53 protein-coding genes are annotated in these 22,039 nt (G+C 54.4%); 31 read left to right on the plus strand and 22 right to left on the minus strand.

The genetic code is table 11. The features are described 5' to 3' along the window. Positions 1-51: 51 nt before the first annotated feature. From ACH3PB_RS03725 to ACH3PB_RS03830, 22 genes are all read right to left on the minus strand, one after another. On the minus strand, positions 52-1,323 hold the full coding sequence (locus ACH3PB_RS03725) for an Arm DNA-binding domain-containing protein (RefSeq protein ID WP_416398069.1): 1,272 nt from the start codon (positions 1,321-1,323) through the stop codon (positions 52-54). Next, on the minus strand, positions 1,296-1,550 hold the full coding sequence (xisR, locus tag ACH3PB_RS03730) for an excisionase family protein (RefSeq protein ID WP_416398070.1): 255 nt from the start codon (positions 1,548-1,550) through the stop codon (positions 1,296-1,298). The genes ACH3PB_RS03725 and xisR overlap by 28 nt, the downstream gene beginning before the upstream one ends. After that, positions 1,550-1,783: a hypothetical protein gene (locus ACH3PB_RS03735; protein ID WP_416398071.1), complete on the minus strand. Its 234-nt coding sequence runs from the start codon at positions 1,781-1,783 to the stop codon at positions 1,550-1,552. Before ACH3PB_RS03735 ends, xisR begins: the two co-directional genes overlap by 1 nt. Next, a complete protein-coding gene (locus tag ACH3PB_RS03740; RefSeq protein WP_416398072.1) occupies positions 1,780-1,986 on the minus strand; it encodes a hypothetical protein in 207 nt (68 codons plus the stop codon). The genes ACH3PB_RS03735 and ACH3PB_RS03740 overlap by 4 nt, the downstream gene beginning before the upstream one ends. Further along, positions 1,983-2,276, minus strand: a complete 294-nt coding sequence (locus ACH3PB_RS03745; protein ID WP_416398073.1) for a hypothetical protein — start codon at positions 2,274-2,276, stop codon at positions 1,983-1,985. The genes ACH3PB_RS03740 and ACH3PB_RS03745 overlap by 4 nt, the downstream gene beginning before the upstream one ends. Beyond that, the gene (locus ACH3PB_RS03750) at positions 2,273-2,764 is read right to left on the minus strand and encodes a hypothetical protein (protein WP_416398074.1); all 492 of its coding nucleotides are present in this window, start codon (positions 2,762-2,764) and stop codon (positions 2,273-2,275) included. The genes ACH3PB_RS03745 and ACH3PB_RS03750 overlap by 4 nt, the downstream gene beginning before the upstream one ends. Next, positions 2,754-2,972, minus strand: coding sequence for a hypothetical protein (locus ACH3PB_RS03755; protein WP_416398075.1), 219 nt, complete (start codon positions 2,970-2,972; stop codon positions 2,754-2,756). The genes ACH3PB_RS03750 and ACH3PB_RS03755 overlap by 11 nt, the downstream gene beginning before the upstream one ends. Continuing rightward, complete coding sequence (locus ACH3PB_RS03760; protein WP_416398076.1) at positions 2,969-3,298, minus strand: hypothetical protein; 330 nt, start codon at positions 3,296-3,298, stop codon at positions 2,969-2,971. The genes ACH3PB_RS03755 and ACH3PB_RS03760 overlap by 4 nt, the downstream gene beginning before the upstream one ends. Further along, complete coding sequence (locus ACH3PB_RS03765) at positions 3,295-3,519, minus strand: hypothetical protein (protein WP_416398077.1); 225 nt, start codon at positions 3,517-3,519, stop codon at positions 3,295-3,297. The genes ACH3PB_RS03760 and ACH3PB_RS03765 overlap by 4 nt, the downstream gene beginning before the upstream one ends. Further along, positions 3,516-4,175 (minus strand): hypothetical protein, encoded by a 660-nt coding sequence (locus ACH3PB_RS03770; protein ID WP_416398078.1) that lies wholly within the window; start codon positions 4,173-4,175, stop codon positions 3,516-3,518. The genes ACH3PB_RS03765 and ACH3PB_RS03770 overlap by 4 nt, the downstream gene beginning before the upstream one ends. Beyond that, a complete protein-coding gene (locus ACH3PB_RS03775) occupies positions 4,172-4,912 on the minus strand; it encodes a hypothetical protein (protein ID WP_416398079.1) in 741 nt (246 codons plus the stop codon). The genes ACH3PB_RS03770 and ACH3PB_RS03775 overlap by 4 nt, the downstream gene beginning before the upstream one ends. Positions 4,913-4,948: 36 nt before the next feature. Continuing rightward, positions 4,949-5,377: a single-stranded DNA-binding protein gene (locus tag ACH3PB_RS03780; RefSeq protein WP_416398080.1), complete on the minus strand. Its 429-nt coding sequence runs from the start codon at positions 5,375-5,377 to the stop codon at positions 4,949-4,951. Further along, the gene (locus ACH3PB_RS03785; protein ID WP_416398081.1) at positions 5,377-6,018 is read right to left on the minus strand and encodes a YqaJ viral recombinase family protein; all 642 of its coding nucleotides are present in this window, start codon (positions 6,016-6,018) and stop codon (positions 5,377-5,379) included. The genes ACH3PB_RS03780 and ACH3PB_RS03785 overlap by 1 nt, the downstream gene beginning before the upstream one ends. Next, positions 6,015-6,623: an ERF family protein gene (locus tag ACH3PB_RS03790; protein ID WP_416398082.1), complete on the minus strand. Its 609-nt coding sequence runs from the start codon at positions 6,621-6,623 to the stop codon at positions 6,015-6,017. Before ACH3PB_RS03790 ends, ACH3PB_RS03785 begins: the two co-directional genes overlap by 4 nt. Next, the gene (locus tag ACH3PB_RS03795) at positions 6,620-6,748 is read right to left on the minus strand and encodes a hypothetical protein (protein ID WP_416398083.1); all 129 of its coding nucleotides are present in this window, start codon (positions 6,746-6,748) and stop codon (positions 6,620-6,622) included. Before ACH3PB_RS03795 ends, ACH3PB_RS03790 begins: the two co-directional genes overlap by 4 nt. A 105-nt stretch (positions 6,749-6,853) precedes the next feature. After that, entirely contained in the window at positions 6,854-6,979 is a 126-nt protein-coding gene (locus ACH3PB_RS03800; protein WP_416398084.1) for a hypothetical protein, read from the minus strand. Further along, positions 6,976-7,305, minus strand: coding sequence for a hypothetical protein (locus ACH3PB_RS03805; RefSeq protein ID WP_416398085.1), 330 nt, complete (start codon positions 7,303-7,305; stop codon positions 6,976-6,978). The genes ACH3PB_RS03800 and ACH3PB_RS03805 overlap by 4 nt, the downstream gene beginning before the upstream one ends. Then, positions 7,302-7,553 carry a hypothetical protein gene (locus ACH3PB_RS03810; protein WP_416398086.1) on the minus strand — a complete coding sequence of 84 codons (252 nt, stop codon included), beginning with the start codon at positions 7,551-7,553 and terminating at the stop codon, positions 7,302-7,304. Before ACH3PB_RS03810 ends, ACH3PB_RS03805 begins: the two co-directional genes overlap by 4 nt. After that, positions 7,550-7,792: a hypothetical protein gene (locus ACH3PB_RS03815; protein WP_416398087.1), complete on the minus strand. Its 243-nt coding sequence runs from the start codon at positions 7,790-7,792 to the stop codon at positions 7,550-7,552. Before ACH3PB_RS03815 ends, ACH3PB_RS03810 begins: the two co-directional genes overlap by 4 nt. Continuing rightward, positions 7,789-7,980 carry a hypothetical protein gene (locus ACH3PB_RS03820; protein WP_416398088.1) on the minus strand — a complete coding sequence of 64 codons (192 nt, stop codon included), beginning with the start codon at positions 7,978-7,980 and terminating at the stop codon, positions 7,789-7,791. Before ACH3PB_RS03820 ends, ACH3PB_RS03815 begins: the two co-directional genes overlap by 4 nt. Then, the gene (locus tag ACH3PB_RS03825; RefSeq protein WP_416398089.1) at positions 7,977-8,156 is read right to left on the minus strand and encodes a hypothetical protein; all 180 of its coding nucleotides are present in this window, start codon (positions 8,154-8,156) and stop codon (positions 7,977-7,979) included. The genes ACH3PB_RS03820 and ACH3PB_RS03825 overlap by 4 nt, the downstream gene beginning before the upstream one ends. A gap of 649 nt (positions 8,157-8,805) precedes the next feature. After that, positions 8,806-9,159, minus strand: coding sequence for a helix-turn-helix domain-containing protein (locus tag ACH3PB_RS03830; protein WP_416398090.1), 354 nt, complete (start codon positions 9,157-9,159; stop codon positions 8,806-8,808). A gap of 111 nt (positions 9,160-9,270) precedes the next feature. On the opposite strand from ACH3PB_RS03830, the gene ACH3PB_RS03835 reads away from it, so the two are divergent. The 31 genes from ACH3PB_RS03835 (at position 9,271) to ACH3PB_RS03985 (ending at position 22,039) form a co-directional block, all read left to right on the plus strand. Then, positions 9,271-9,471 (plus strand): hypothetical protein, encoded by a 201-nt coding sequence (locus ACH3PB_RS03835; protein ID WP_416398091.1) that lies wholly within the window; start codon positions 9,271-9,273, stop codon positions 9,469-9,471. A 546-nt stretch (positions 9,472-10,017) separates the two neighbouring features. Beyond that, positions 10,018-11,001, plus strand: coding sequence for a hypothetical protein (locus ACH3PB_RS03840; protein ID WP_416398092.1), 984 nt, complete (start codon positions 10,018-10,020; stop codon positions 10,999-11,001). Further along, complete coding sequence (locus tag ACH3PB_RS03845) at positions 11,001-11,666, plus strand: DUF6475 domain-containing protein (protein ID WP_416398093.1); 666 nt, start codon at positions 11,001-11,003, stop codon at positions 11,664-11,666. The genes ACH3PB_RS03840 and ACH3PB_RS03845 overlap by 1 nt, the downstream gene beginning before the upstream one ends. Further along, positions 11,650-11,901, plus strand: coding sequence for a hypothetical protein (locus ACH3PB_RS03850; protein WP_416398094.1), 252 nt, complete (start codon positions 11,650-11,652; stop codon positions 11,899-11,901). The genes ACH3PB_RS03845 and ACH3PB_RS03850 overlap by 17 nt, the downstream gene beginning before the upstream one ends. Continuing rightward, positions 11,898-12,773 carry a hypothetical protein gene (locus ACH3PB_RS03855; RefSeq protein ID WP_416398095.1) on the plus strand — a complete coding sequence of 292 codons (876 nt, stop codon included), beginning with the start codon at positions 11,898-11,900 and terminating at the stop codon, positions 12,771-12,773. Before ACH3PB_RS03850 ends, ACH3PB_RS03855 begins: the two co-directional genes overlap by 4 nt. Further along, complete coding sequence (locus ACH3PB_RS03860; RefSeq protein ID WP_416398096.1) at positions 12,770-12,973, plus strand: hypothetical protein; 204 nt, start codon at positions 12,770-12,772, stop codon at positions 12,971-12,973. Before ACH3PB_RS03855 ends, ACH3PB_RS03860 begins: the two co-directional genes overlap by 4 nt. Beyond that, on the plus strand, positions 12,970-13,470 hold the full coding sequence (locus ACH3PB_RS03865) for a hypothetical protein (protein ID WP_416398097.1): 501 nt from the start codon (positions 12,970-12,972) through the stop codon (positions 13,468-13,470). Before ACH3PB_RS03860 ends, ACH3PB_RS03865 begins: the two co-directional genes overlap by 4 nt. Positions 13,471-13,623: 153 nt before the next feature. Then, the gene (locus ACH3PB_RS03870; protein ID WP_416398098.1) at positions 13,624-13,839 is read left to right on the plus strand and encodes a hypothetical protein; all 216 of its coding nucleotides are present in this window, start codon (positions 13,624-13,626) and stop codon (positions 13,837-13,839) included. Continuing rightward, entirely contained in the window at positions 13,836-14,273 is a 438-nt protein-coding gene (locus ACH3PB_RS03875; protein ID WP_416398099.1) for a recombination protein NinB, read from the plus strand. The genes ACH3PB_RS03870 and ACH3PB_RS03875 overlap by 4 nt, the downstream gene beginning before the upstream one ends. Next, entirely contained in the window at positions 14,270-14,590 is a 321-nt protein-coding gene (locus ACH3PB_RS03880) for a nuclease domain-containing protein (protein WP_416398100.1), read from the plus strand. The genes ACH3PB_RS03875 and ACH3PB_RS03880 overlap by 4 nt, the downstream gene beginning before the upstream one ends. Next, entirely contained in the window at positions 14,587-14,964 is a 378-nt protein-coding gene (locus ACH3PB_RS03885) for a hypothetical protein (protein WP_416398101.1), read from the plus strand. Before ACH3PB_RS03880 ends, ACH3PB_RS03885 begins: the two co-directional genes overlap by 4 nt. Beyond that, the gene (locus tag ACH3PB_RS03890; RefSeq protein WP_416398102.1) at positions 14,961-15,107 is read left to right on the plus strand and encodes a hypothetical protein; all 147 of its coding nucleotides are present in this window, start codon (positions 14,961-14,963) and stop codon (positions 15,105-15,107) included. Before ACH3PB_RS03885 ends, ACH3PB_RS03890 begins: the two co-directional genes overlap by 4 nt. Then, the gene (locus ACH3PB_RS03895) at positions 15,104-15,895 is read left to right on the plus strand and encodes a transposase family protein (RefSeq protein WP_416398103.1); all 792 of its coding nucleotides are present in this window, start codon (positions 15,104-15,106) and stop codon (positions 15,893-15,895) included. The genes ACH3PB_RS03890 and ACH3PB_RS03895 overlap by 4 nt, the downstream gene beginning before the upstream one ends. A 127-nt stretch (positions 15,896-16,022) precedes the next feature. After that, a complete protein-coding gene (locus ACH3PB_RS03900) occupies positions 16,023-16,184 on the plus strand; it encodes a hypothetical protein (protein ID WP_416398104.1) in 162 nt (53 codons plus the stop codon). Between the two features lie 36 nt (positions 16,185-16,220). Then, on the plus strand, positions 16,221-16,469 hold the full coding sequence (locus tag ACH3PB_RS03905) for a hypothetical protein (protein ID WP_416398105.1): 249 nt from the start codon (positions 16,221-16,223) through the stop codon (positions 16,467-16,469). Then, positions 16,466-16,591, plus strand: a complete 126-nt coding sequence (locus ACH3PB_RS03910) for a hypothetical protein (protein ID WP_416398106.1) — start codon at positions 16,466-16,468, stop codon at positions 16,589-16,591. The genes ACH3PB_RS03905 and ACH3PB_RS03910 overlap by 4 nt, the downstream gene beginning before the upstream one ends. Next, on the plus strand, positions 16,588-16,974 hold the full coding sequence (locus ACH3PB_RS03915; RefSeq protein ID WP_416398107.1) for a hypothetical protein: 387 nt from the start codon (positions 16,588-16,590) through the stop codon (positions 16,972-16,974). Before ACH3PB_RS03910 ends, ACH3PB_RS03915 begins: the two co-directional genes overlap by 4 nt. Then, the gene (locus ACH3PB_RS03920; RefSeq protein WP_416398108.1) at positions 16,971-17,462 is read left to right on the plus strand and encodes a dATP/dGTP diphosphohydrolase domain-containing protein; all 492 of its coding nucleotides are present in this window, start codon (positions 16,971-16,973) and stop codon (positions 17,460-17,462) included. Before ACH3PB_RS03915 ends, ACH3PB_RS03920 begins: the two co-directional genes overlap by 4 nt. After that, positions 17,459-17,668 (plus strand): hypothetical protein, encoded by a 210-nt coding sequence (locus ACH3PB_RS03925; protein WP_416398109.1) that lies wholly within the window; start codon positions 17,459-17,461, stop codon positions 17,666-17,668. Before ACH3PB_RS03920 ends, ACH3PB_RS03925 begins: the two co-directional genes overlap by 4 nt. Then, positions 17,665-18,105, plus strand: a complete 441-nt coding sequence (locus ACH3PB_RS03930) for a hypothetical protein (RefSeq protein WP_416398110.1) — start codon at positions 17,665-17,667, stop codon at positions 18,103-18,105. Before ACH3PB_RS03925 ends, ACH3PB_RS03930 begins: the two co-directional genes overlap by 4 nt. Beyond that, complete coding sequence (locus tag ACH3PB_RS03935) at positions 18,102-18,299, plus strand: hypothetical protein (RefSeq protein ID WP_416398111.1); 198 nt, start codon at positions 18,102-18,104, stop codon at positions 18,297-18,299. Before ACH3PB_RS03930 ends, ACH3PB_RS03935 begins: the two co-directional genes overlap by 4 nt. Before the next feature lie 333 nt (positions 18,300-18,632). Beyond that, positions 18,633-18,893, plus strand: a complete 261-nt coding sequence (locus ACH3PB_RS03940; protein WP_416398112.1) for a hypothetical protein — start codon at positions 18,633-18,635, stop codon at positions 18,891-18,893. Continuing rightward, on the plus strand, positions 18,890-19,042 hold the full coding sequence (locus ACH3PB_RS03945) for a hypothetical protein (RefSeq protein WP_416398113.1): 153 nt from the start codon (positions 18,890-18,892) through the stop codon (positions 19,040-19,042). The genes ACH3PB_RS03940 and ACH3PB_RS03945 overlap by 4 nt, the downstream gene beginning before the upstream one ends. Before the next feature lie 132 nt (positions 19,043-19,174). After that, on the plus strand, positions 19,175-19,561 hold the full coding sequence (locus tag ACH3PB_RS03950; protein WP_416398114.1) for a hypothetical protein: 387 nt from the start codon (positions 19,175-19,177) through the stop codon (positions 19,559-19,561). Between the two features lie 146 nt (positions 19,562-19,707). Beyond that, positions 19,708-20,151: a M15 family peptidase gene (locus ACH3PB_RS03955; RefSeq protein ID WP_416398115.1), complete on the plus strand. Its 444-nt coding sequence runs from the start codon at positions 19,708-19,710 to the stop codon at positions 20,149-20,151. Positions 20,152-20,160: 9 nt separating this feature from the next. Next, positions 20,161-20,475, plus strand: coding sequence for a hypothetical protein (locus tag ACH3PB_RS03960; RefSeq protein WP_416398116.1), 315 nt, complete (start codon positions 20,161-20,163; stop codon positions 20,473-20,475). Further along, a complete protein-coding gene (locus ACH3PB_RS03965; RefSeq protein WP_416398117.1) occupies positions 20,472-20,621 on the plus strand; it encodes a hypothetical protein in 150 nt (49 codons plus the stop codon). Before ACH3PB_RS03960 ends, ACH3PB_RS03965 begins: the two co-directional genes overlap by 4 nt. Next, a complete protein-coding gene (locus tag ACH3PB_RS03970) occupies positions 20,618-20,956 on the plus strand; it encodes a hypothetical protein (protein ID WP_416398118.1) in 339 nt (112 codons plus the stop codon). Before ACH3PB_RS03965 ends, ACH3PB_RS03970 begins: the two co-directional genes overlap by 4 nt. Further along, positions 20,953-21,177 carry a hypothetical protein gene (locus ACH3PB_RS03975; RefSeq protein WP_416398119.1) on the plus strand — a complete coding sequence of 75 codons (225 nt, stop codon included), beginning with the start codon at positions 20,953-20,955 and terminating at the stop codon, positions 21,175-21,177. The genes ACH3PB_RS03970 and ACH3PB_RS03975 overlap by 4 nt, the downstream gene beginning before the upstream one ends. Positions 21,178-21,197: 20 nt before the next feature. After that, positions 21,198-21,902 carry a hypothetical protein gene (locus ACH3PB_RS03980; RefSeq protein ID WP_416398120.1) on the plus strand — a complete coding sequence of 235 codons (705 nt, stop codon included), beginning with the start codon at positions 21,198-21,200 and terminating at the stop codon, positions 21,900-21,902. Beyond that, entirely contained in the window at positions 21,899-22,039 is a 141-nt protein-coding gene (locus ACH3PB_RS03985; RefSeq protein WP_416398121.1) for a hypothetical protein, read from the plus strand. The genes ACH3PB_RS03980 and ACH3PB_RS03985 overlap by 4 nt, the downstream gene beginning before the upstream one ends.

The raw sequence follows: 22,039 nt of genomic DNA on the forward strand, positions 1-22,039 counted from the left end.
ACCTCGCTACACCCCGCTAATTCAGCCACTGTATATATAGTGGTCGGCGTATCAGGATGTACGTTGAAGTTCGTTTTGCCCCATTTTTGCCCCAGCCTGAAACTCCCCATTGATCATCTGTGTCACCAGCCCGGCCATGCTCGGCGCGTCCGTTGGTATCCATCGGCCATAGTGCCGCTTGATCATGTTGGTATCAGCATGCCCCAGCGCCCTCGCTACCCATTCAAGCGGCACATAATGGCTCAATGCCTGGCTGGCGAACGTATGCTTACACTGGTTCGGGCCTCGATGCCTGACCTTCGCCTTCCGTAGCATGGACGAGAACCATCTGTGCAGGCTGGAATTGTGCCACGGCTCGCCGCTGACGCTGTTCAGGAACACAAACCTGAGCGATTCAGTCCGCGTTGAATTGTTGTCGCGCTGCATGACCTCGACCGGCTTCGCTTCCAGCATATAGGTTTCCGCGTACTGCCGACGAATCCACGGCATAGCCTGCCCCAATAACTCAACCTGGCGAGCTCGGCTTTTCTCCTTCGGCACCTTATAGAACGACTCGACGCGCGCCCGCTTGATATTTAATCGCCAGTGCTCAGGGTTCGTCATATCGATATCTTCCCACGCCAGCCCGATCAGTTCGGATGTTGAAAGGCCTGTCCAGCAATTGAACAGCACCATATTCCGCTCACCCTCCCGGTGCGTCTTCATCTTCTCAATGGCGGCCAGCTCTTCCTTATTGAACGGATCGGCTGACTCATCAGCATCAAACTCGACATTCGTAATGCGTTCGAGAGGGTTCGAACTCATCAGCTCGTCGCAATAGGCGTTGTGCCAGATGCCGCGAACGATGGTGAATATGTCGTTGACGGTCTTCGCAGACAGGCCCGACTTGAGCAGATCGGTCTGGAACATTTCAATTTCAGACTTCGGGATTTTGGCAATCAGGGCGTCGCCCCATTTGTTCACGACGTGCTTCGACTTGCTGGCGTAATTGCGGTAGGTGCTTTTGGCCTTCTTCGCCTCCTGCACCGATAGCCAGGATTCGACGGCCTCGCGCACAGTACGGGGCGCAGTATTGAGCCCCTTGGCCTTTGCGATGTGCGGAGAGTTTGGGAAGTGTGCGGCGTAGTCGAATCGATTCTCTGCGATCTCGACCAGGATAGTGGCGCGCTTCCGTGCGCAGTAGGTGATATTTCCCTTCGTAATCGTTTGGGTAATGCGCTCTCGGTAGCGCTTACCCTGATACATGAACCAAATTCTCAGCGACTTGCCGTGAATTTCCACCCCATCGGGCAGCTTCACGCTGCCACGTCGCCCTGCATCCATTGTTCAATTTCCTGCCAGTTATAAACCCAGAGTCCCTTCGGGTTCATCTTACAATGCTTCCCTTCGAGCCAATCCCCGTTTTTACGATACCAGTCCGCTGAGGCCTTGGTCATCCCAAAAAGCGGCATGAGCAGGTTAGGATAGACCCATTTCGCCGGGTGAACCGGGATGCCTGGCTGAATTGTGGGCTCGGCCGGCTTTCTCTCTTTCTTCTCTGCTGCGCTCATTACTGCTTCTCCGTCACAACAAACCGTTCGTCAAATTCGGGTAGCTCTTCCCAGTAGTCGGGCTGAAATCCGGGCTGAAACGCCCTTCTCTTGAGCGCATCTATCCAAGCGCCTGAATCAGCGTCATACCTGGCAAGTTCCGCAATGTCGCCTGTATGAGGCTCATAGACGAAATACACTCCATCCTTCTTCGGCCTCACGCTCACCGGGTATATCTTCCGCTGCTCAGTCATGGCGTTACCTGCTTTATCTCGTCGCCAGCGATACCGCCAAGCGTCAGTGTTGATCCGTCTTTGAACTTATAAACCGTTCGGCCGCTATCGTTATCGGTGCAATGGCCTTTGGCAGCGGCTATGCACATATCGCGGGTGACGTGACCAGACAGAAAGCCGTGGATGTGCTTCCTGAAATCTTTAATCTGCTGTGCGACTGTCATTCGCCTTGCCTCCTCTTCGCACGCCATTCGTCGCGCTGCTGAATGAAATACTCAGCCGCTTCAAATACGCTTTCGCCAGACGCGGTTAAAACATCCTTAGCGTCACGTTCTGCTGTGCGCAGGTAGATTTCTTGTGCAAATCTCTCGATCTCTGATTCTCTACCCCAGTGTTCGAGCGTAATGAACTGCTGCAGATCGGCCAGCATCGAATCCTGCTCTGCTAGACTGAGCGTGTCCCGCTCGCTCCGTAATCTGTCGCATATCTGACGTGCTTCGCCTGGCAATATCATCCCCCAATCCTCTTTCTCAACTCTGCCAGCTCCTTCTCGTACCGTAGCGCCTGTTCGCGCATGGCGGCTTTGTGGGCTTTCTGGATGGCCGCGTCGTATGCTTCGTCGTAATGCAGAGGCGGCACCTCGATTTCCGGTTCAGGCTCTTTGATCGGTGGTGGGGCTGGAGGTGTAGCTGGCTTGAACCACTGGACCACCGTACCGGGTGTCTCCCACTTACAGCCATAGTGGATCGGATCATAGCGAGCCTCTTCAACTGAGCCATTTAGAAGCTGGACCAAAAAGCGTCCTTCGTTGTCAGGTTGCTCATCAGCTACCCACTCGCCTTGAGCCTTCGCCAGTTCGGCTTCGTGCTGTGCGATCATGTCCCTTATGCCTTGCGCAACTTCAGCAATCATGTTTGAAACCTGTGCCGTAGTTCTCGCCATATGGTAATCGGCCAGGAATAGACAGCTGCTCAGCGCCTCTTTTCCGAAATCATTGTTCATCAGATATCTCCACGGTAGGGGCTTCGATCCAGCCCAGACAGTTCTGCTCGCTTACCAAATGAGGTAACACCCACTGGTTTGCTGTCCTGCTGTACCAACCGTTTGCAGTTGAAACAGCTCTCTTTTTCTCGCCTATCTCTCGAACCACCAGAACAGTGCGTTCCTTGTACTCGCCTTCTGGCGGCTCGCTCATCGGATTCAGTTTCATAATCCCTCCTTCGGGAATGTTGGTGGCGAGACGGGAATCCAGCGGGCTGTGTCTTCCATCATTGTGTAATAGCCTTCGTATGCTTCTAATGCTGCTGAATAGAGAATGCTTTCTTTGTACCTCTCTGTTGCTAAACAAAGCAGAGGCTCACTCTCTGTCTTTAACCAGAAGTATTGCCCCGCCTCTGGGTAGTCAGGAGCAACGCGCACTGCTTGCGGCTCCAGCAACTCCCGCTTCAGCGCCAGAACCTCGGCCCGTGCAGCTTGGGCTTCGCGGCTGTGCTGCTCGCACAACATGCAGCAGCCTGTGGTGTCGTCTAGGCTCATTGGGCCTCCTTCAAGTCATCCAGTAGCATGTACAGATCGCTCGCCAGTTCTGGAATATGATCTGCAATGTTCTCGGCATAGGTTTCAAGGGCGGCGCGGCAGGCGGCTACGTGCTTTTGATCGCCTTCATTATCGAGACGCAGCACGAAGAAGATTTGACCGTCTACAGGCTTGCCGTCTGTCCGCTCGACGCGGTACTTGTTGTACAGTCCTGTGCTCATTGGGCCTCCTGTGCTTTGCGCTCGTCCAGCATTCGTCTGGCGGTGTGCATGTCCGTGTAGTTGAAGGCGCTATGCACCTTGTCGAGCAAGAAATTCTGCTCCTCAATGATCTGGCTCAGTGTCTCGATAGTTACAGATCGGTCCTTTACAGTAGCTCGCGACCGCACCAGCTCAGCATCCTGCTGCTTGAGCTTGGCTTCCAGCTCCGAAATATCGTCAAACCCTTTCGTGACTTCACGCTTCCAGCCTTGAATTGCTTTGGCTTGCGCTTGCAATTCTGACTCCTGCTGCTTGAGCTTGGCTTGTAGCTCCCTGATTTGAGCGTTCTGCTTCGCCAGTTCGGCCCGTTGATTTGTCCGCTTCTCTTCCAGCTTATTGGCTTCAGCGCAATGCGATTCTGAACACTGTTCCCAATGCCGTCGTGCGTGCTGCTCCTGATTCAGTTCGTCTTCAAGCTCCTCAGACTTCGCTTCAGCCTGCTTGAGCTTGGCTTGTAGCTCGTCTCGCTCAGCAGTTCGCTGATTGAAGTGCGTGCGCCACTTTTCGCAATCCGTTTGGCTTTCCAGCAGCTCCGCTTCCAGCTCCTCGGCCCTTGCCGCTTTGGCGAGGACTTCGGTTAGGGGGCGCTCCATCATTTCGCGTTCTAGTGCTGTCATTTTTTCGGGCCTTTTTCTGGGTTTCTGGAGCCGGGTGGTAACGAAAGCGCATGCTCTGGCCAGCCATTATTCAGCCGATATGTCACCATGCTGTGGGTGAAATTATTCTTTCTAGCAAACTCCGCAACCGTTACCCCGCCAACAAGCCTATTAGTTCGTTTATTACACCCTTGTTCAGATGGAGTCGCCCAGCGCACGTTACTTGGCTCGTAATCGCCATCGTTGTTGATTCTGTCTAGAGACATATCCGGAGATGGTCGATCACCGACATCCTTCAAAAAACAAGCAAACTCAGCCCATTCCGGACAGACTGAAATCCCTCTTCCGCCATAGTTTTCATACTTGCTAGCCTTCGGGTTGCTGCACCTAGCACGCATATTTTTCCAGATATAATAGAGCGGGCGCTTTTTCTTTCTGGCATAGCCGTGAGTCCATTTGTTTTCGCGCGAATTAGCCCGCGCAAAGCACCCACAAGAGGCAGCAGTTTGCGATGTAACGAAGAGCCTCTTGGCTTCTGAAAGATTGTTTGCCGCCTTGGGCTTTGTAATCCCGCAACGTAGGCATTTTGTCCAGAAGTGCCTGCGCGTGTTTACCGTTCCAACCGTCCGGCCACTAGCCGTTTTTTCAAACGTGGATCCCGCGTACCCAACGACTTCCAGGAAAGAGAATTTCTCCCCTGTCCAGTCTCGTGCTGCGGGGCTTAACGGTTTGGCGTAATCAATACTTATGGCTTTCATGCTTCCCCCTGTGCCGTCCCTGGCGTTGTTGTTAGATCAAAATGGCACGTCTGAGTCGAAGTCATCCATCGGGTCTAGTGCCGACTCCGGCTGAGCCGCCTGCCTCTGAGGCTCCTGCCGCCCGCTATACTCCGGTGATCCGCTGTTGTCGCCTTTGCTGTCGAGCATCTGAAGCTCTTCAACGATGAATTTCGTCCGGTACTGCTTCACGCCATCCTTATCCCAGGTGTCTGTCTGAAGGCGGCAGCGAACGAGAACCTTGCTGCCTTTCTTCAAATACTGGTTGCAGATTTCTGCCAGCTTTCCGAAGGCCGTCATGTCGAGCCATTCAGTGGATTCTTCACCCTTGTATTTGCGACTGCAGGCAATGGAAAAGCCGCTAATGATCATTCCCGACTGTGTCGCTTTGGCTTCAGGATCTTTGCCTAAACGCCCAGAAAATGTGCATGAATTGAAATCTGACATTACGCTGCCTCTACTGTGTATTGTGATGAATCGATAACCTTCGCTGTCTTGTCGATCAGCTTCCTGAACTCGTCTATCCGCGCCATGAGCCGCTTGAACTCGTCCTGAGTCTTCTCTCTGTAGACCCGGCAGCGATACAGCTGCTTATCGGGCGGGAAGTCCGCGCAGTACGAGATCGAGTCAATCCAGTCGCGCTGTGTGAAATGGACGTTCCCGATGATCTGCCACTTATAGACAGGGTCTATCGTCTGGCGCTTGATGTTTGCGAAGTGAATGGCCGGGATAACCGACTTGATTTCAACCTCGCCATCGTCATACACCAGCCCATCTGGGGAGCAGCCAATATCATCCAGCTCGAAAAACCCGCCGTTGCTGACCGTTGAAAACGTCTCCGCTTCGTACAGCGCCCGCGCCAAACCTTCTTGCTCGTGCCCGCGTTCCATGTGCGAGTTTGAGAACCCGCCACCAACCGGCCTGCCTATGGCTCGTTCGATGCAGATATTCACCGCATACTGCTTTGCGGGTTCGCCAAAGGCCTTTCCTTCATGGGCCATCAGCTTTGACAAATTGGACGACGTGATTCTGCCGACGCGGAGCGCAAGCCATGCGTCCGTGTTCTGCTCCACGTCGTGAAAGATCACGCGGCACCTGCCTGTGCGGGCTCGCTGTTAGCCTCTTCCATAATCATCCGTCTGACTTCCGGGCTGATTTCCATGTGCTCCAGAACAGCGACAAGGTTGCCATCACGCTTGTAGGCTGCAATGGCATTGCCCCATGCCTTAGTGCCTGGCTTCAGCGCTGGTTTTGATTGCGCCTGCGCGGCCTTCTGAGCCTGCTGACGGGGCGCTGCTGCCGTAGCTGCGTTACCGTCGTCATCTTCCTGCGCAATGCCGCACACAGCCGCTAATGAGTACCTGCGCAAGTAGGTGAGAGCGGAGCCGACTTGCTGGGCGTCATGCTTAGCAATCGGCGTGCAGCACTCGGACTCGATGTACTCACCCGATGAGTGCATGAGCAGCGTTGTCAGCGTCACCAACTGCTCGCCGTAACCAGGCATCTGGACGACGCTCAGGCCGTGCTTAGACAGCACTGGCCGAGTCGTGTTCAGAATCTCCGCAAGGTCCGCGTAAGAGCTTTTGAAGTGCGGGTTCTTACTGTTCTTCGCCGCGTTGCCTATCTCTGCCTGAGCCTTCGCCAGAGCGCTTGCCAGCTCCTTCAGAGACTCGGATTTCGTTACGTTGCTCATTTCTGCTCACCCGCTGTAATTCGATTAATCTCGCTAACGTTAACGACCACCTGAGCCGCCAGACCCAAAACCAGCACGACCAGCGCGCACATCAGAAGCTCAGCTTTCCGGATTCTCGTTTTCATGTGTTGTGCTCCTTATTATTTTGTCGAGGCCTTTCATTTGTCGGTCGAATGCTGCTGCTGTGAGTAGCAGGATCAGGATGCCGGCTAGAGTGAAGATGGTTATGCTCATTTGCCTTGCTCCTCTGGCCGGCAGCCTGCTTCAAGCTGCTCCACCTTGTCCGTCAAATCACGAATGGAGACTGCGGCGACAAACAGAATGCTGAAAAATACGATCATCACGAACCCGTTCACGCCGCCTCCTCCTTCGCCAGAATCTCATCAGCCCCAAGCTTCACAGCCCGCTCAATCATCTTTCTGATCGAAGTCTCGTTAAGGTCCGTGTAACCTCGTGAAGCCCATGCCAGCAGCTCACAGAGGACGTTGCTGTCTTCCAATTCGCGGAACATCTTCACGCTGGACATGTCGCCCGACTTCAGCTGGTCGCAGATTTCATCGTGCCGCCGCTCCGACTTCTCCTGAGCGTCCCAAACCCGTTCGCCGGCCTCGTCTTCGAGCTTGTAATCGCCCAGGTAGATGGCTGTTTGCATCAGATCGTGTGGTTGTCTTGGTGCGCTCATATAACCTCCGAAAAACCTGGTCGATTGGCTCGTCTCTGCTTCGAAAACCACTTGCCGAACTTGTCCCAAACTGCCTCTGGGATATCCTCAAACTTGCACTGCTTCTCGCCGTGCTTGTCGTATGAAAAGTCAGGGCCGAGGTAATGGTGAAAGTCGCAATAGAACCGGACGCCGTTGTGAATGAAGTAGGTGTCCGTCCGTCTGAAATGCGCTATGCCGCCTGGAATCCTTACCGCATGACTGCTCATCGTCCTGCCGCCTCTGTGATGTTTGAAATTGCGTCGAGCATCTGGTCCATTCGGTACACGGCGAGGCCCGCAACTCTCGCTTCTGCCGTGCGGCCTTCTTTCAGGTACAAGGTCACGTCGTGCCGCATGTTGTCCCTGATGGCATTGCAGACGATCACGGTGTTACAGATCGTTGCCTCTAGTGACTCGGCGTTGCAGTACATGATTGCCTGGGCCATAAGCCTCTGTGCGTCGTTCATAGCGGTCTGCTCCACAGGTCGCGCTCTTCCAGTTCGTCGCACAGTTCCTCGTGCAACTCCCAATTCTGTTCAGCGTGTGCTTTGTGAATCAGTCGGATCAGCTCGGCGTCTGTCTCGATGTTGTCCCACTTGGAAGGCGGGCGCTTTGGGTTGAGCCAGGCCCATGCTCTTTTGAGTTGTGCGATCATTTGCCAGCCCTCGCAAGAACGTCAGCGCAGTAAGAGAAGGCGGTCGGGAAGTGCTTGCAGTTGTAGGCTTCGTCCCGCTTCGCATCTTCGTAGCCGGTCGGGCCGACGTAGGTGAGGATCGCCCAGACGATGCCGAAGCATGCTGCGTATTTGAGGACTCTTAAGGTGGCTTGCATGGACATAACCCCGTTTTTCGTTTCACTATAGTGAAAACTATACGCGGTTTTAGGGGTATGTCAATGCACGATCGTGAATTTATTTAGGGGTTACGAGGCTTTTTTTGCGGATAGGGCTTGGTGGCACAGGTGCTGGATTCGTTGAACATCGTCGAGAATCGTTTCGATCTGGTCAAGGCGCTGGATAATTGTGTAGTCAGGAAAGCCTGTTGAGGCTTCGAGCCTAATGCAAGCTGCTTTGAAATGGACCTTGCTCTCAAGTGCATCTACAAGGGCGACAACATTTTCCATAATTGACGACTCAGCTAAAAATGAAGGTGGAAAGTGTAGCTATTTCGACGACGCATCATGTCGTTTCAAGCCAACAGAGCTTTAAACTAGGTCAAAGTTTGCTCTGCTGAGAGCCAATGTAGCCGGTTCAAGATTTCATTGCAATGAACGGAAACGCTAGAAGTGTCAACCACTTAAGGTTGACATTAACGTCGCTGGAAAATATAAATGTTCAAATTCTGATCAGGCTTGAGAGGGGCGGTCTGGCTAAGCGGTTGATAACCTTATTGCCATGCCGATTAGCCAAAATTTTATAGTCTGGAGCGACGCAAATATCAACCCCCGCAAAAAGCAAGAATCATTGCCTAATTGTAATGAATTAAGGCTTGCTGGTGCGTGCTGCCTGGAGTGCAGACAGGTCAGATAGGTAAGCAAGGGCCTTGTCTTGTGCCTGCGCATCAAGGCCTTCAAAAATCTTTAGGGCTTTGAGTGAGGCATCGCTCCTGCCCGCAACGAATTGATTATCTGGCAGTATCAGCGCCCAGCCGGGCATTTTCAGCCCTTCAGACAGGCGATCGAGCACGTCAAGGGTAATGTTGTTTTTTTCCCTGGCGTTCTCGATGTAGCCGATCTGAGACACGCTGACACCGCATCGGGCGTGAAGATCCTTGCGCTCCAGCCCGAGCGCCTCCCGCCTGGTGATCATGTTCTTACCTAAGTTTTGCTTAAGCACCCGGTAACTCCTGTCGTGGATAAATCACTCGCTCTTCATGATAGTGGCATTGCATTTCACGGTGACTGCATATATTCTATTCACGATCGTGAAATTAACTTGGAGCAGAGCATGGATATTCCGACCCTTCTATCCGCCCTTCGCGAGCACAAAGCTCGCACAGGAAAAACCTGGCGGGAGATATCGGACGAGAGCGGAATCGGCCTGTCATCGCTCACAAAAATTGTGACAAGAGAGCCCGAATCGGTGGACCCGAAGTACTCGACCGTCGAGAAAATCATCACCTTTTTACAGCATCAAAAAGCCGCGTAGACGGCTCTCAACGAACATAAATACACGGAGATAGGACATGAAACGCGACAGGAGGTCTGTACGTGATACGCAGAAGCGAATTTCAGTCAACGAATACGACATAGAGCGAGTCTCACGGCTCCTAGATGCAATAGGTGGGGAGGAAGCCCGCCTGATGTACCGCCTTTTCCTGCATGGCCTGAGTGCCTTGGAGCGGGAAATTTTTAATAACAAAAACGAGGCAGCGTGATTCACAGCCAACTGGAAGAACAGTTAAAGCGGGCGGCAGAGCTCGCACCATTCTTCGATCAATTGCGTTCCTGTCGGGACGCAAAAGATTTGTTCCAGCGCATTGTAGATATCGGGAGGGATTCTGAGGAAGGGGCAGGGAAGGCAGAGAAAGGCGCTATTTCTAGCCTAGGTAAAAACCGAACACTCAAGCGTCAGCAGTTTTAACAGGCAAAAAAATAGCCGCTGGCAAGAGCGGCTGTGTGTCCATCACCAGCAAAGGTAAGCAACACGAATGAATACTACCGCACCACGAACAGCTTTCGCAAGGGGGCTTATATGAGCGCCCAACAATCCACTTGGGTCAAGTCTAACGTGCTGCCATTCACGGCGACTCGAACAGCGGGGTTCTATGTGACACCTCGATCTCTCAAGCGCTCCGACGCATGGCGCAAAGCCAGCCTGGTACAGCGCGATGTTTTATCAACCGTACTCGACCTGGCTGAGTACAAGTCAAGCGCGAAGCAAATTGGGTCTGTCATGGTTTATTTGAGCCCTGGCGATCTGCTCACTACGCAGGCAAATCTCACAGCAGAATGCTCGCCCGAAATGACCAGAGACAAGCTGAAAAGAGGTCTAGCGTACTGGAAAAAGCAGGGCGTTTTGACCTTTGAAACCGTCGAATTTCAGGCCCAGACAACACAAGAAGCAGGCCCAGAGAAGGCCCAGAACAAGCGCAACAGGATAACGCTGATAAGGCTTTGTAATTACGAAGAATTTACAGTTTCTTATCATGCCGAAAAAACAGAGCAGGCCCAGAGTAGGCCCAGAGAAGCGGCAAAGGTGGCCCATTCTCTAGTAAGTAATACTGAAGTAATTAAGACACTAGACATAAGTTCTAAAGATTTTTCGCGCGAAGACGCGCCGACAAAAGTTGATCCCGAACTTGATTTTGGTTCTCCCGAACCATCCCCAGAGCCAGCCAAACCGAAAGCCAAGCGAAAGGCGAAGGCGCCAGGAACTTGCGCCCCTGACGCGCTCGAAATCACCGACGCAATGTTCAATTGGGCGCAGAAAACCGGCGTGACCGTCGATCTCGTTTCCGAAACCGAACAGTTCCTCGATCACCACCGGGGAGCGGGCAATCTCAAAACCGACTGGATCGCTACCTGGCGAACCTGGATGCGCAACAGCATCAAGTTTGGCGCGAAGAACAAGCCCCGCTTCGGCGGCCCCCGCACCATCGACGATTTCAAGCGCGAGAACGACGAGCAAACGAAACGCATTCTCGAATCTGGCCTACTCGACGGGATACCTGACTGATGACCAAAAGCGATCTTCCGAAATTTGCGGCGCTCTGGAAAGCCACGGGCGAAATCTACGGCAAGTCGATGTCTGACCAGGCCATATCAATCATTTTCCGACAACTGGCGAAGTACGAGTACAGCGCCGTTGACCGGGCGCTACAGCGTCACCTCGACGACACAGACGGCGGGCGCTTCGTTCCCAAGCCTGCCGATATCGTCCGGTACATCGATGGCGACCTCGGCACCGCGCCGATGCTGGCATGGTCCAAAGTCGATGCGGCCGTCCGCTCCCCCGGCAACAACGCCACGGTGGTTTTTGACGATCCCATCATCATGGCGATCATCGAGGACACAGGGGGCTGGATACGTCTCGGCAAGCTGGACGAGGAAACGTTGAAGTTCTACGGCAATGAGTTTCAGAAGCGTTACAGGGGCTACCAGGCCAAGCCGCCATTGCGCCACCCGCGCAAGCTGATCGGCATCGAGGAGCAGGTAAACGCCCTGGAATACCCCGACTTCATCCCTGAGCCGCGCTTGATCGGTGACCCGCAGAAAGCTCTGGCGATTCTCCGGTCTGGAACAGGCAAAGCATTGCCGTCTGTGCCGCTCTCACAGGTCGCTGGCAAGCAGAACATCATCCGACTGGTCAAAGACTTGGGGGTCGATGATGAAGCGCTTTGAAGACGAAATATTCATGGCCGGCCCACACGACAAAGCCATTGGCAAAGTCGTCCTGGCTGACGTTCTGGCAAGCATCGAAGGCGAGCTGACCAAGGCTGCTGAAGCCCGAAAGGCTGCGGCACTGGCTGCGCGGCGGAAGAACGACGCGGGGCACGCTGAAGACCTGGCTGCGCTGTTCCGATTTCTGGATGAGCGGGCGGCGAAAGAGCGGCTGAAGCTGGAGGATGCGGCGTGAAGAAAATATTCGTCAGTTTCAGCGGCGGCAGAACCTCCGCATTCATGGCCAAGTGGATACAGGATAACTTTTCCGACACTCACGAAATCATCTACGTGTTCGCCAATACAGGCCTTGAGCACGAGAAGACGCTTGAGTTCGTGCACAAGTGCGATCAGGCATGGGGCCTTGGCGTCGTCTGGCTTGAGGCTGTGACCAACGATGGCCGGGTCGGGTGCACGCACAAGGTCGTCAATTTCGAAACCGCTGCGCGCAATGGCGAGCCTTTCGAGGATGTAATTTGCAAATACGGGATCAGCAACCGCGCCTTCCCACACTGCAACCGCGAGCTGAAGCTCAATCCGATCCGAAGCTATACCCGTTCGATTGGCTGGGAGAAAGGCGTCTACCACACGGCTATTGGAATTAGGGCTGATGAAATCGACCGAATGAGCATCAAGGCCAAGGCCGAAAACCTCTGGTATCCGCTCATCAAGCTCGGAGTGACCAAACAGGACGTGCTGACGTGGTGGAGGGGTCAGGAGTTTGATCTCGGACTTTCGGAGCATCTTGGCAACTGCGTTACCTGCTGGAAGAAGACGGACAGGAAGCTCTACACCATAGCTCACGAAGACCCTGCTGCCTTCGACTTCATGAAGCGAATGGAGGCCGAGCACGCTTTGACTGGTGCCGGCGAAGGTGAGCGCGTTTTCTTCAGAAGAAGTCGGTCAGCTGAGCAAATCATTGCTGAGGCCGCAGAGCGAGATTTCCAGCTGTTCAGGGAAGGTCAGCACGAGTACCAGATTCCTCTGTTCGACCTCGATCAACCTAACGGCTGCGAAGAGTCCTGCGACATTTTCAGCGACGACTTCGAGCGGGAGCTTGCAGCATGACCCCAAAACAAAAAGTCCTATCCGCAATCCAGTCCGACGACCTAACCATAGGCCAGATACACGACTGCACCGGCATAGACAAGGGCTCTATCGAAGTGATTCTGCTCGAACTCAAGCGAGCCGGTCAGGCAGCGCTGGCGGTTGATAAGACCTGGCGCGGGTTTGTTCGGGGTCGGGATTTTGGGGGGTATGCCAAATGAGAGACATATCGATAAGCCTGTTCGATCTGACCGGCACCATGCTGAAGCCCTGGCTCGACGCCGGCTATGAGTGTTACAGCGTGGATACCCAGCATCCAGCCGCTTACGAATCCGGTGGGATCACCAGCAACGGCAGAATGCATAAAGTTCATGCCGACCTGATGCGGCCTTGGCTACCTCCTGTTGAGCGTTCGCGCATAGCGTTCGTCTCGGCATTCCCTCCGTGCGATCACCTGGCCGTATCGGGCGCTCGCTGGTTCAAGGGTAAAGGCCTCCGTTTGCTGGCGCGAAGTATCGAAATGTTTGCCACTGCTGCTGAGTTTTGCGAGTGGACAGATGCGCCTTACCTCATTGAAAACCCGGTCAGCAACATAGCAAGCCATTGGCGCAAGTCTGATTACACGTTCAGTCCTCACCATTTCACCGGCTACAAAGCCGAAGACAACTACACCAAGAAAACCTGCCTCTGGACCGGGGGGGGGCTTTGTGATGCCTGAAGCCTACCAGAACGATCTGCTCGGCGCTCCGGATGACCGGATACACAAGGCTCCACCTGGGCCCAGCAGAGCCAACTTCAGAAGCGCCACGCCAGAAGGATTCGCGCTGGCTGTCTTCAAGACAAACGGGCGGCAACTTATGAGGGCAATCGCATGATCGACGGCAAATTCAAACACGAATGCCCGACTTACTCGGGCCTGCTGATTGACGAAACCTGCATCGAGTTCGCCTCGTGTGAATGCTTCAGCGGCGATGAGTTTATCAAAGCGAAGACAGCGGCAGAGGATTACGGCGACGAGTACATGGCGAATCATGCGAAGTGGGTTCGGGAAGGTGGGGCATTGCCGGATTTTGGGGGTGTTGAGTGAGAGAGCATAGCGTCGTCATCCGAGATTACCGCCAGCAGATCGCTCACATTCAGGAGTTGATTCTGCGCGGCCTTCAAGCTGGCCCGGTGCGCCTCAAGTTCGGCAGGCCAACCCGCTCCACGGATCAGAACAACCTTATGTGGGCGTTGCTTAGCGATTTTGCCCGCTCCGTTGAGCACTGCGGCCAGAAGTACAGCCCAGAAGACTGGAAAAACTTGCTCACCGCGACATTTGAGGGCGAGACGCGGTACGCCCCGGCGTTGGACGGTCGAGGGATCATTGCCTTGGGCGCGCAGACCAGCAAATACAGCAAGCGGAAAATGACCGAGTTTATCGAATTTGTGTACGCAACTGGCGCGGATATGGGCGCGGTTTGGTCACAGCAGACCGGGCGCATGTGGAATGAGCATGGCGAAGAGGTACGGGCAGCATGAGGATTCAATCGAAAGCCCTGCGCGATTCTGCCCGTGGCGAGACTTGTACTTTAGCTATCGTTGGCGCCTGTCAGGGCAACACCGAGACGGTCGTTCTCGCGCATCTGCCTGACGAATCCCACGGCATGAGCCGCAAGTCAGACGACATAGCCGCCTGTTTCGCCTGTGCAGACTGCCATGACGTGATCGATGGCCGCCGCCACTGGCCCGGCACGGAGCGCAACGAGGAAAGTTGGTACAAGGCTAGGGCTATGGTCAGAACGTGGCGCCGGTGGATCGACATGGGCTTGGTGACTGTCAAAGGGGTGAAGCGATGAGCCAGCTTGAGAAGACGATGACGCTCCACCTCCGAGCACTGAAAGTTGCCGACCATGAAGCCGAGTACCGGTTTGCGGCCCAGCACGCTGGCGGCACAGGCAAGGGAACGAAGAAGCGCCTGGCAGAAGCCGGGCTACGCGATTGGCGTCTTGATTTCGCCTGGCCTGAATTGCAGATCGCTGCGGAAATCGAAGGCGGTACATGGGTCCAGGGCAGGCATAGCAGAGGCAAGGGTATGGCTGAAGACTGCCGGAAGTACAACGCCGCCGCTCGAATCGGCTGGACCGTTTTCAGATTCGTTTGCGATGACGTTACATCGGGCCATGCCGCGCAGTTCATGGCTGAAGTGGTGCAGGAGGCAATGGGCTCATGAGCGACAGCCAGCTCGAGCAGAAGCAAATCGAAACCCTCTGGACCCGTCTACGCAAGATGATCCAGATGAACGCAGAACTACAGAACGAAAACAGAGTCCTAAAACAACAACTGAACCAGATCAAAAAGGCGGTAGCAGCGTGAACACTCCACATTTTGAAGGCATGAAGTATCGAACCACCAGAGTTTTGCCCGATCAGATCATTCACTTCTACGAATGCTTAACCGGCCTGGAGGAATGCCCGCACTGTTCTGGCAGGCAATTCACCAAAGGCGGCTCCAGGTCAGTAACCCTGCGCCATGACACGCATCGATCAGACCAAGGCGACAAGCCGGTCTATCTGGAAGTGCGTCGGCAGTTCTTCAACTGTGTCGAATGCGGCCTGAAGCCTGGCGCAACTATTCCCGTTCGGCTAGCCACGGTGAAATCTACGCACCACTTTTGGCAGCAGGTCGTCGACAGCAAGCTCTCAGTATTCAGGGCGGGCGCTCATTTCTGCCTCGCTCACAGCACGGTCAAATTGTTTCGGAAGTCTGACGGCAATTACACCCCGCGATCCAAGCGGGCCGAGAACCTACAGAAGCGCAAAGAGCGACCGGACGGAAATGTTAAGCCCACAATGTCACGCGGCATCTATTCAGCCATCTACGCCATTGTTCAGGAGCGCAAGGCGATCAAGGTCAAGGATTTGCTGAACGCGCTGAAGCTCCTCGGCCTTGTCGGCGGTCAAAAGGCGGTTACCGGGCTCACTGGCGACCATATAGCCTCGGTGAACAACGGTGTTCTGAGGCTGAACGACTTCATCCTGCCGGATCACATGCAATGGCCCGCAACCGGCCCAGCCCCGAAAACCATGCTCGGCAAGCACAGGGCAGAGCAGCCAGCAATTCGTCGCCCGCTTATCGGGCTTAACTTGGAGTTAGCAGCATGAAAAATCTCGGCCCATTCATCTTCCTGTCGTTTCTCGTGGTGTCCTGCACTACAGGTCACGTCGCAAACAACTACATCAACAAGAACTGCACCGTCGAACAAACAGAATCATCCAAAGAGGTACAGCAATGATCAAGAGCCTAGAGCACGCAGCCCAGATTCAGCAGCGCAGATACCAGTCAGGCAAGCGCGGCAGGTCCAAAGCCGTTCGGTCATACGTCGCCAAGCATCATCCTGATATCTACCAGCAGGTGTACCGGGCAGATGAGCGTTTCAATGCTCGCTGGTAACCAGTGGCAAAACCGATCAATCAAAGAGGCAAGACCATGAAGAAAGCACCGAGTTTGTTTGTGAAGCAGGAAAGCTGGGCTCAGATCATAGGAAAGATTGCGATTGTGCTGGTTGTGGCGGCGTTGCTCGTCATGTTGAACGCCTGGATTCTTCAGATGGTGTGGGTCTACGCAGTTGCACCGTTCATCACCGATCCGCCTGAGATCGGGTTTATGCCCTTCGTTTGGGTCGTAATCGGCCTCGGCGTCTTGAAGTCGATTCTGTTTCCAAACAGAACAAAGTGACCAAGCTCCGCGACACCCTCTACACAGTAGCGCTGTTCGGAACAATCGCAGGGCTGGTGATCTGGGGGTGTATCGCGGATCGGTTTCGGAAAGTTGAGCAGGACGAGGAAGACGACGAATGAGCTTTTCAGATTATTTGAGCGGAAAGATAAGCCTGGATGAGTTTCACGCAGGACAAGCGGCTGCTTGGGATGCTTGCACGGCGCAGGCTCTCAGGACGCATGACGAAATCGCGTACAAGGCGCTTACCTCTACGCCGGAGCCTGAACCGGTAGTGCTGGACGATATGTGCGACGGCGAACCGGCAAGTCTGGACGGCTTAGCCATGCCTGAAATCGTAGGCCGTGAAACCTTGCCAAGCGGCGCAATCTACACCGTGTTCGCAAACGGCATGACCCTTTTGCAAATGCCAGCAGAACCACCAAAACCCGACCACCCAGCCCCACTAAACGACCTCTCCATCGATAGCGCAATGAGTGCGAGTGTGAAGTGGTGGAATCGATGAGCCAGCCGAAGTGTGCCCGCTGCAAAACCAACGACGCTGAGGGCTTCATGTGGATTGACGGGTCGAACTGCTGCGGCTCGTGTGTCGGCTATCGACCACTGAAAGGCATCCCGCCTACGTGGCTCGAGCCAGCACCGGCCAAGTTGCGTCCGGAAGAGGGCTTGGTTCGCCCAGAGCCCTGCAACCAAGGCATGAAGCACGACACCGGCAAGCCACGAACCGGCCTCATGGTTGACGGCTTCGCCTTGGCGCTGAATGAAGTCGCCAAGGTAACAACATTCGGTGCAGAGAAATACGCTCCGGATAACTGGCGCAAGGTTGATAACGCGACGAGCCGATACAGAGACGCCGTTTACCGTCACCTGCTCGCCTCAGCGCACGAGCGCAACGATTCAGAGTCTGGCCTACCTCACCTTGCACATGCTGCATGGGGTCTGCTGGTGCTTCTGGAACTGGATGATCAGATCAAGCGGGGTGAGAAGGCATGAGAGGACTTACCTACGCGAACACCTCAAAGCCGCTATTGCAGCAGCTGAATGAGGAGCAGGTCATTCGGGTGCAGCGATGCGAGGACGGCAGTTTCTCCCTCTGGGAGCGCTGTGGCGACTGGTTCGGCCTGAACATGGACCGAGAGCAGTTGATCCAGCTTGCCGGTGAATTACGGGCTTTAGCGGGTGAGGACGAGAAGACATGAGCAGTAAGCAAGAAGTCCAGCAGAAAGCCTACGTCGACGGCATGGTCGGCGCATGTTGGGAGGCGATCAATCCGCTACTCCAGAACCATGAGGAGCTGAATCGCAAGCATGACGAACTGACCCAGCAGCACCAGCAGCTAATGCATGAGATGAAAGAGGCTCAGAAGGCATACGAAAGGGTTCGGCGCGATAGCAGGGAGCTTGCAGAAGAAGTGGCGGACGATATGCGGAACCGTCTGCGCGATATACAAAGCTCGCTCAGCAATTATGAGGTCCGAAACATGAAACAGCAGTTCTATTCGCTCAGGGCTCTCGTGCATGAAGTCGCAGCCGCCAAGTCACAGATATCAATCCACGTCGACCAGATGCCGCTGATCTTCATGGCGCTGGCTTTCGGACTCCAATTCGCAGCGCTTCTTGTTTGGGGGTGGTCATGACCTACGACCAGCGTACCGAGTTCCAGCAACTCCAGTCCGAAAACGAGCGGCTCACCAAAAAGCTGGCCGACGTCGAGCACCGCCTCATCGTCGCAACGATCAGAAACAGCAACCGAATCGACGTTGTCGCAACCAGGGTAACGCTCCTTACTGTTGCCGTAACGATTCTTACTATTGCGTGGGTGGTTTCATGAGATGTGGCTCAAAGCTCGAAATATTTTATGCGTGCAAGCGATGCGGCTGCCAAATCTGCGGCGACCACAAACTCTGCGAGGACTGCGTGGCTTATGAGTCCGAAGCGCTGAAGGTCGCGACGCAGCTGAGAAAGTCGGATCTCAGCCAGTTCTTGAACAGCATCAGCTTGCTCCTACTGGCTGTCCAGGTCATCTACCTCATGGCGACCAAATGACCCCAGCAGAACGCCGCCGCCTCCTACGGGACCAGCCAGACCAGAAGCCGGAGGTGAAATACACAACGGACGAGGATGGGAATTTGATCATTGATAAATCTAAGCAGGAGAAGAAGGTATGAACGCATATAACGGATCTCCGGTAGTTGAATGGGACTGGAGCAAGGTAAACGATGAGGAGCTTCTTCAGGCTTATGAGGCGGCGCACGCGAACAATTATATCCAGCTTCGCAATTATCTGTACGACGAGCACGAGCGCAGAGAAGACACGAGAGAGCGTGGTCGAGCGATTCTATCAAGTTTGCTTCTGAGGCAGCGCGACAAGATTGAAAACTGGCTTGCCGATGATATCCGGGCGCTTGCAGGAGAAGCGGATTGACCGACGACCAAAAACGCGCCGCTGGCCTCGTCCTGCTCACAATCTGGCTACCCAAGGAGCACAAGGAAGAGTTTGCCAAATTCGCGAATAAGTTGGCCGAAGAAAGAGTCAGCAGAACAAATATTAAGCAATCGGAAAAACCGATATAATAGGGAAAAGCTATCGAAAACGCAGGATGCACCAGTCTATTTAATGAGGGCTTGACTTTGAGTGCTGAAAGATTGACCAGATTGGCTGCAAAAACTGCTTCGATTGGTTCGACGGGGCGGGGGTTTGGAGGTATGTCGCAAGCGGACATTGCTCACGCCTGTTCAGGCACGAACAATTCACTTTACGAACTGCTGATGATCAAGTTCGTCTATCCCAATTCAGAGCACTCAGCCAAGCGTCGGCAGAGTGTCGAGAATGCAATTCTTGAAATCGTGGACGACCCGGCCAACGTCGAGAAGGCGATCTCTGCGTTTCTGTCGAACAACATTTGCCCGAAGTGTCACGGCACCGGCCAATGGAAGCGCCCAAATCGTGCGGTGGTCGAGTGTCGGCCTTGCGGTGGCTTCGGCGTGGTTGAGTTCAAGCTGACCGGCGAGGCTGTCGAGATTCATCGGCAGTTATCGGACGCTGAGAACCTGGCGCTTGAGCGGATGGCGAGACGCTTATCTGACCACTGATTGACAGATGTGCAGAAAGTGTGCACAATTTCCCAAAGTCCGAAGCCGCCACCGAAAGGTTCGCGGCTTTTTTTACGCCCGAATTTTACCGAGTTCTTCTGCTGTTGCCCGCACTCCCCAGCGGGCTTTTTTATTTCTGGTGTCCTATGTACCAACTCTCGCGCAGATCGTTTGAGCGTTTGAAAGGGGTGCATGGTGATCTGTCTCTCGTTATCTGCCGCGCCATCAATCTGGCAACTACCGACTTCGGCATATTCGAGGGTCTGAGAACGCTGGAGAAACAGCAGCAGTACCTAGCTGCCGGAAAATCCCAAACGCTCGACTCACGCCACCTCACAGGCGATGCCGTTGACGTTTTCGCATGGCACGAGGGCAAGTACAGGCCTGAGCTGGGTTATTACATCGATATTGCGCATTCGATCCAGCAAGCGGCCGAAGAATTGAAAGTCTCCGTTACCTGGGGCGCCTGTTGGATGCCGCTAAACGAGATAACCGACCTCCAGGGCGCAATCGTCGCCTACTCCGAACGCAAAAAGAACGCAGGCCGCAAGCCGTTTATTGACGCCGGTCATTTTGAGTTGACCCGCTGATGTGCGCGCATGACAGGTGGGTCAATTACCTATCGTGCGGCATTCGACAGTGCAACGACTGCAAGACCATCCAGAAATACGACGGTGACGACTATGAACGGCTCAAAGCCATTGCTGAAAAGCAAAGCGACAATCTCGGCGGCTGTAGCGCTTCTGGCGACACTCTTTGCCCTTCAGGGGATCGAGATAGACGAGCTAGCCCAAGAGCAGATAGTCGCGGGCGTCGTCGCACTGACGGGCCTGATCGGCACTGTGTGGGCTCGGTACGTGGCTCACGAGGAGATCAAGGGGATCATCAAGACGCCAGCGGAGCCAACTGAATGACGCCATTGCTTGAGCGAATTCAGCGCTTCCTCGAAGCCTTCCCAGACGCAGAGTACATCCCAGTTCATCCAAGCGATGCGGTCATATCCACATACAAAAACTTGCCGGTGCTGATCCTTGGCGAGATTCACAGGAGCAAGTCATGAAAGCCCAAGCGCAATTCCTCGTTTTATCGCTGTGCATCATGCTCGGCGCCTGCTCAATGTTCCAGACGCCAGTGCCGAAGACGTTCAACCAGCAGCATGCCTACGCACTGACGCTGATGCGATCAGTCAACGATGCCACGGCCAGCGCTTTCAAGGGCGGCTACATCACGGCGAAGGAAGGCCAAGCGGTTAACGCTCAGCTGTACCTGGCTCGCGACACGATCAACACGGCGGCCGATATCCTTTCGACCGATCCGGAAGCCGCCGAAGCCAATCTGGAACGTGCGGTGAAAATCCTCGAACAGCTACAGATTGAACTGGAGAAGCGAGTATGAGCGGAGCATCAGAAGTTCTCGCAGTCCTGACCGCTGTCAGACTCGCATCAGCCACGCTGAGCTCCGTTCTCGGCGTAGCGCGCAACATCAAAGAGTTTAACGACCTTTACGAGCGCACAAACGGCAACATCACGGAAGCAGATATTGCGGAGCTTGAAGCCAAGTTAACGGTAGAAATGGCCGAAACGGACGCGCTGTACGCTGGTAAGCAGCCAGGCTAAGTCCGGCGCTAAGGGTTGTAATGAATGATTCCGCTGACGAGTCGAGGGACCGTAGAAACACTGTAATGGTGGTGGTAAAGGCGCTTGGCGCAATCGGTGTAATCGCCGCCGCCCTCTTTACCTACATGGGCCAGTTGGACACCAACGAGGTGAAGCGGCTCGACTCGCAGAACGTGCATATCAAGCAGCTTCAGAGCGATGTAAAGATTCTGCGCGAACTGGTCGAGTCGGCAAACCAAGAACTGACCTCGATTCGCGAGCATAGCGTTCAGAAAGACCTGAAAATCGCCCAGCTCACGATGCAAGTTGAGGCTTTGAAGGCAATCATCAGCCGCGAAGTCAATCTGCACGACTGGCTTCAGGACGATATAGACGCAAACCCCTTTCCGATTGTCATTAAGCGCATCGATCACGAGAGCAGGGCGGTCAAATTCCCCACATATCTCGTCAATAACGCCTTCTCGCAACGCTTCGGCGTCTCCAAACGACGATACGAAGGCAAGACGAGCGCCGAGATATTTAGCCCACGCAGCCATGCCGTGTTCTACGCGGGCAACAAGCACGTTTACGAAAACCGAACCTGGCGGCTCCAGGACGAATGCTACGACGACCCGAGTTCAGGGCAAGAGGTCTGCTCTCCTGTGCTCAGGTACTACACGACGCTGCCTGACGGCTCACCGGCTATCAAGGTGATCATTTTTATTGGCATGGATATCGAGAAATGACAGCGCTCAAGCTCGCTACGCAATGGAACGATATTCAAGCTGCTGCGGCAACGGTCTATTTCCTGATCATTCCTCAATCAATTTCTGACACTTCAATAGCGACGGTGGGTTATCCGCTGTCTGGGGCTTTGCAATGA

The sequence above is a fragment of the Allohahella sp. A8 genome, from assembly GCF_047946665.1.
Lineage (GTDB): Bacteria > Pseudomonadota > Gammaproteobacteria > Pseudomonadales > Oleiphilaceae > Allohahella.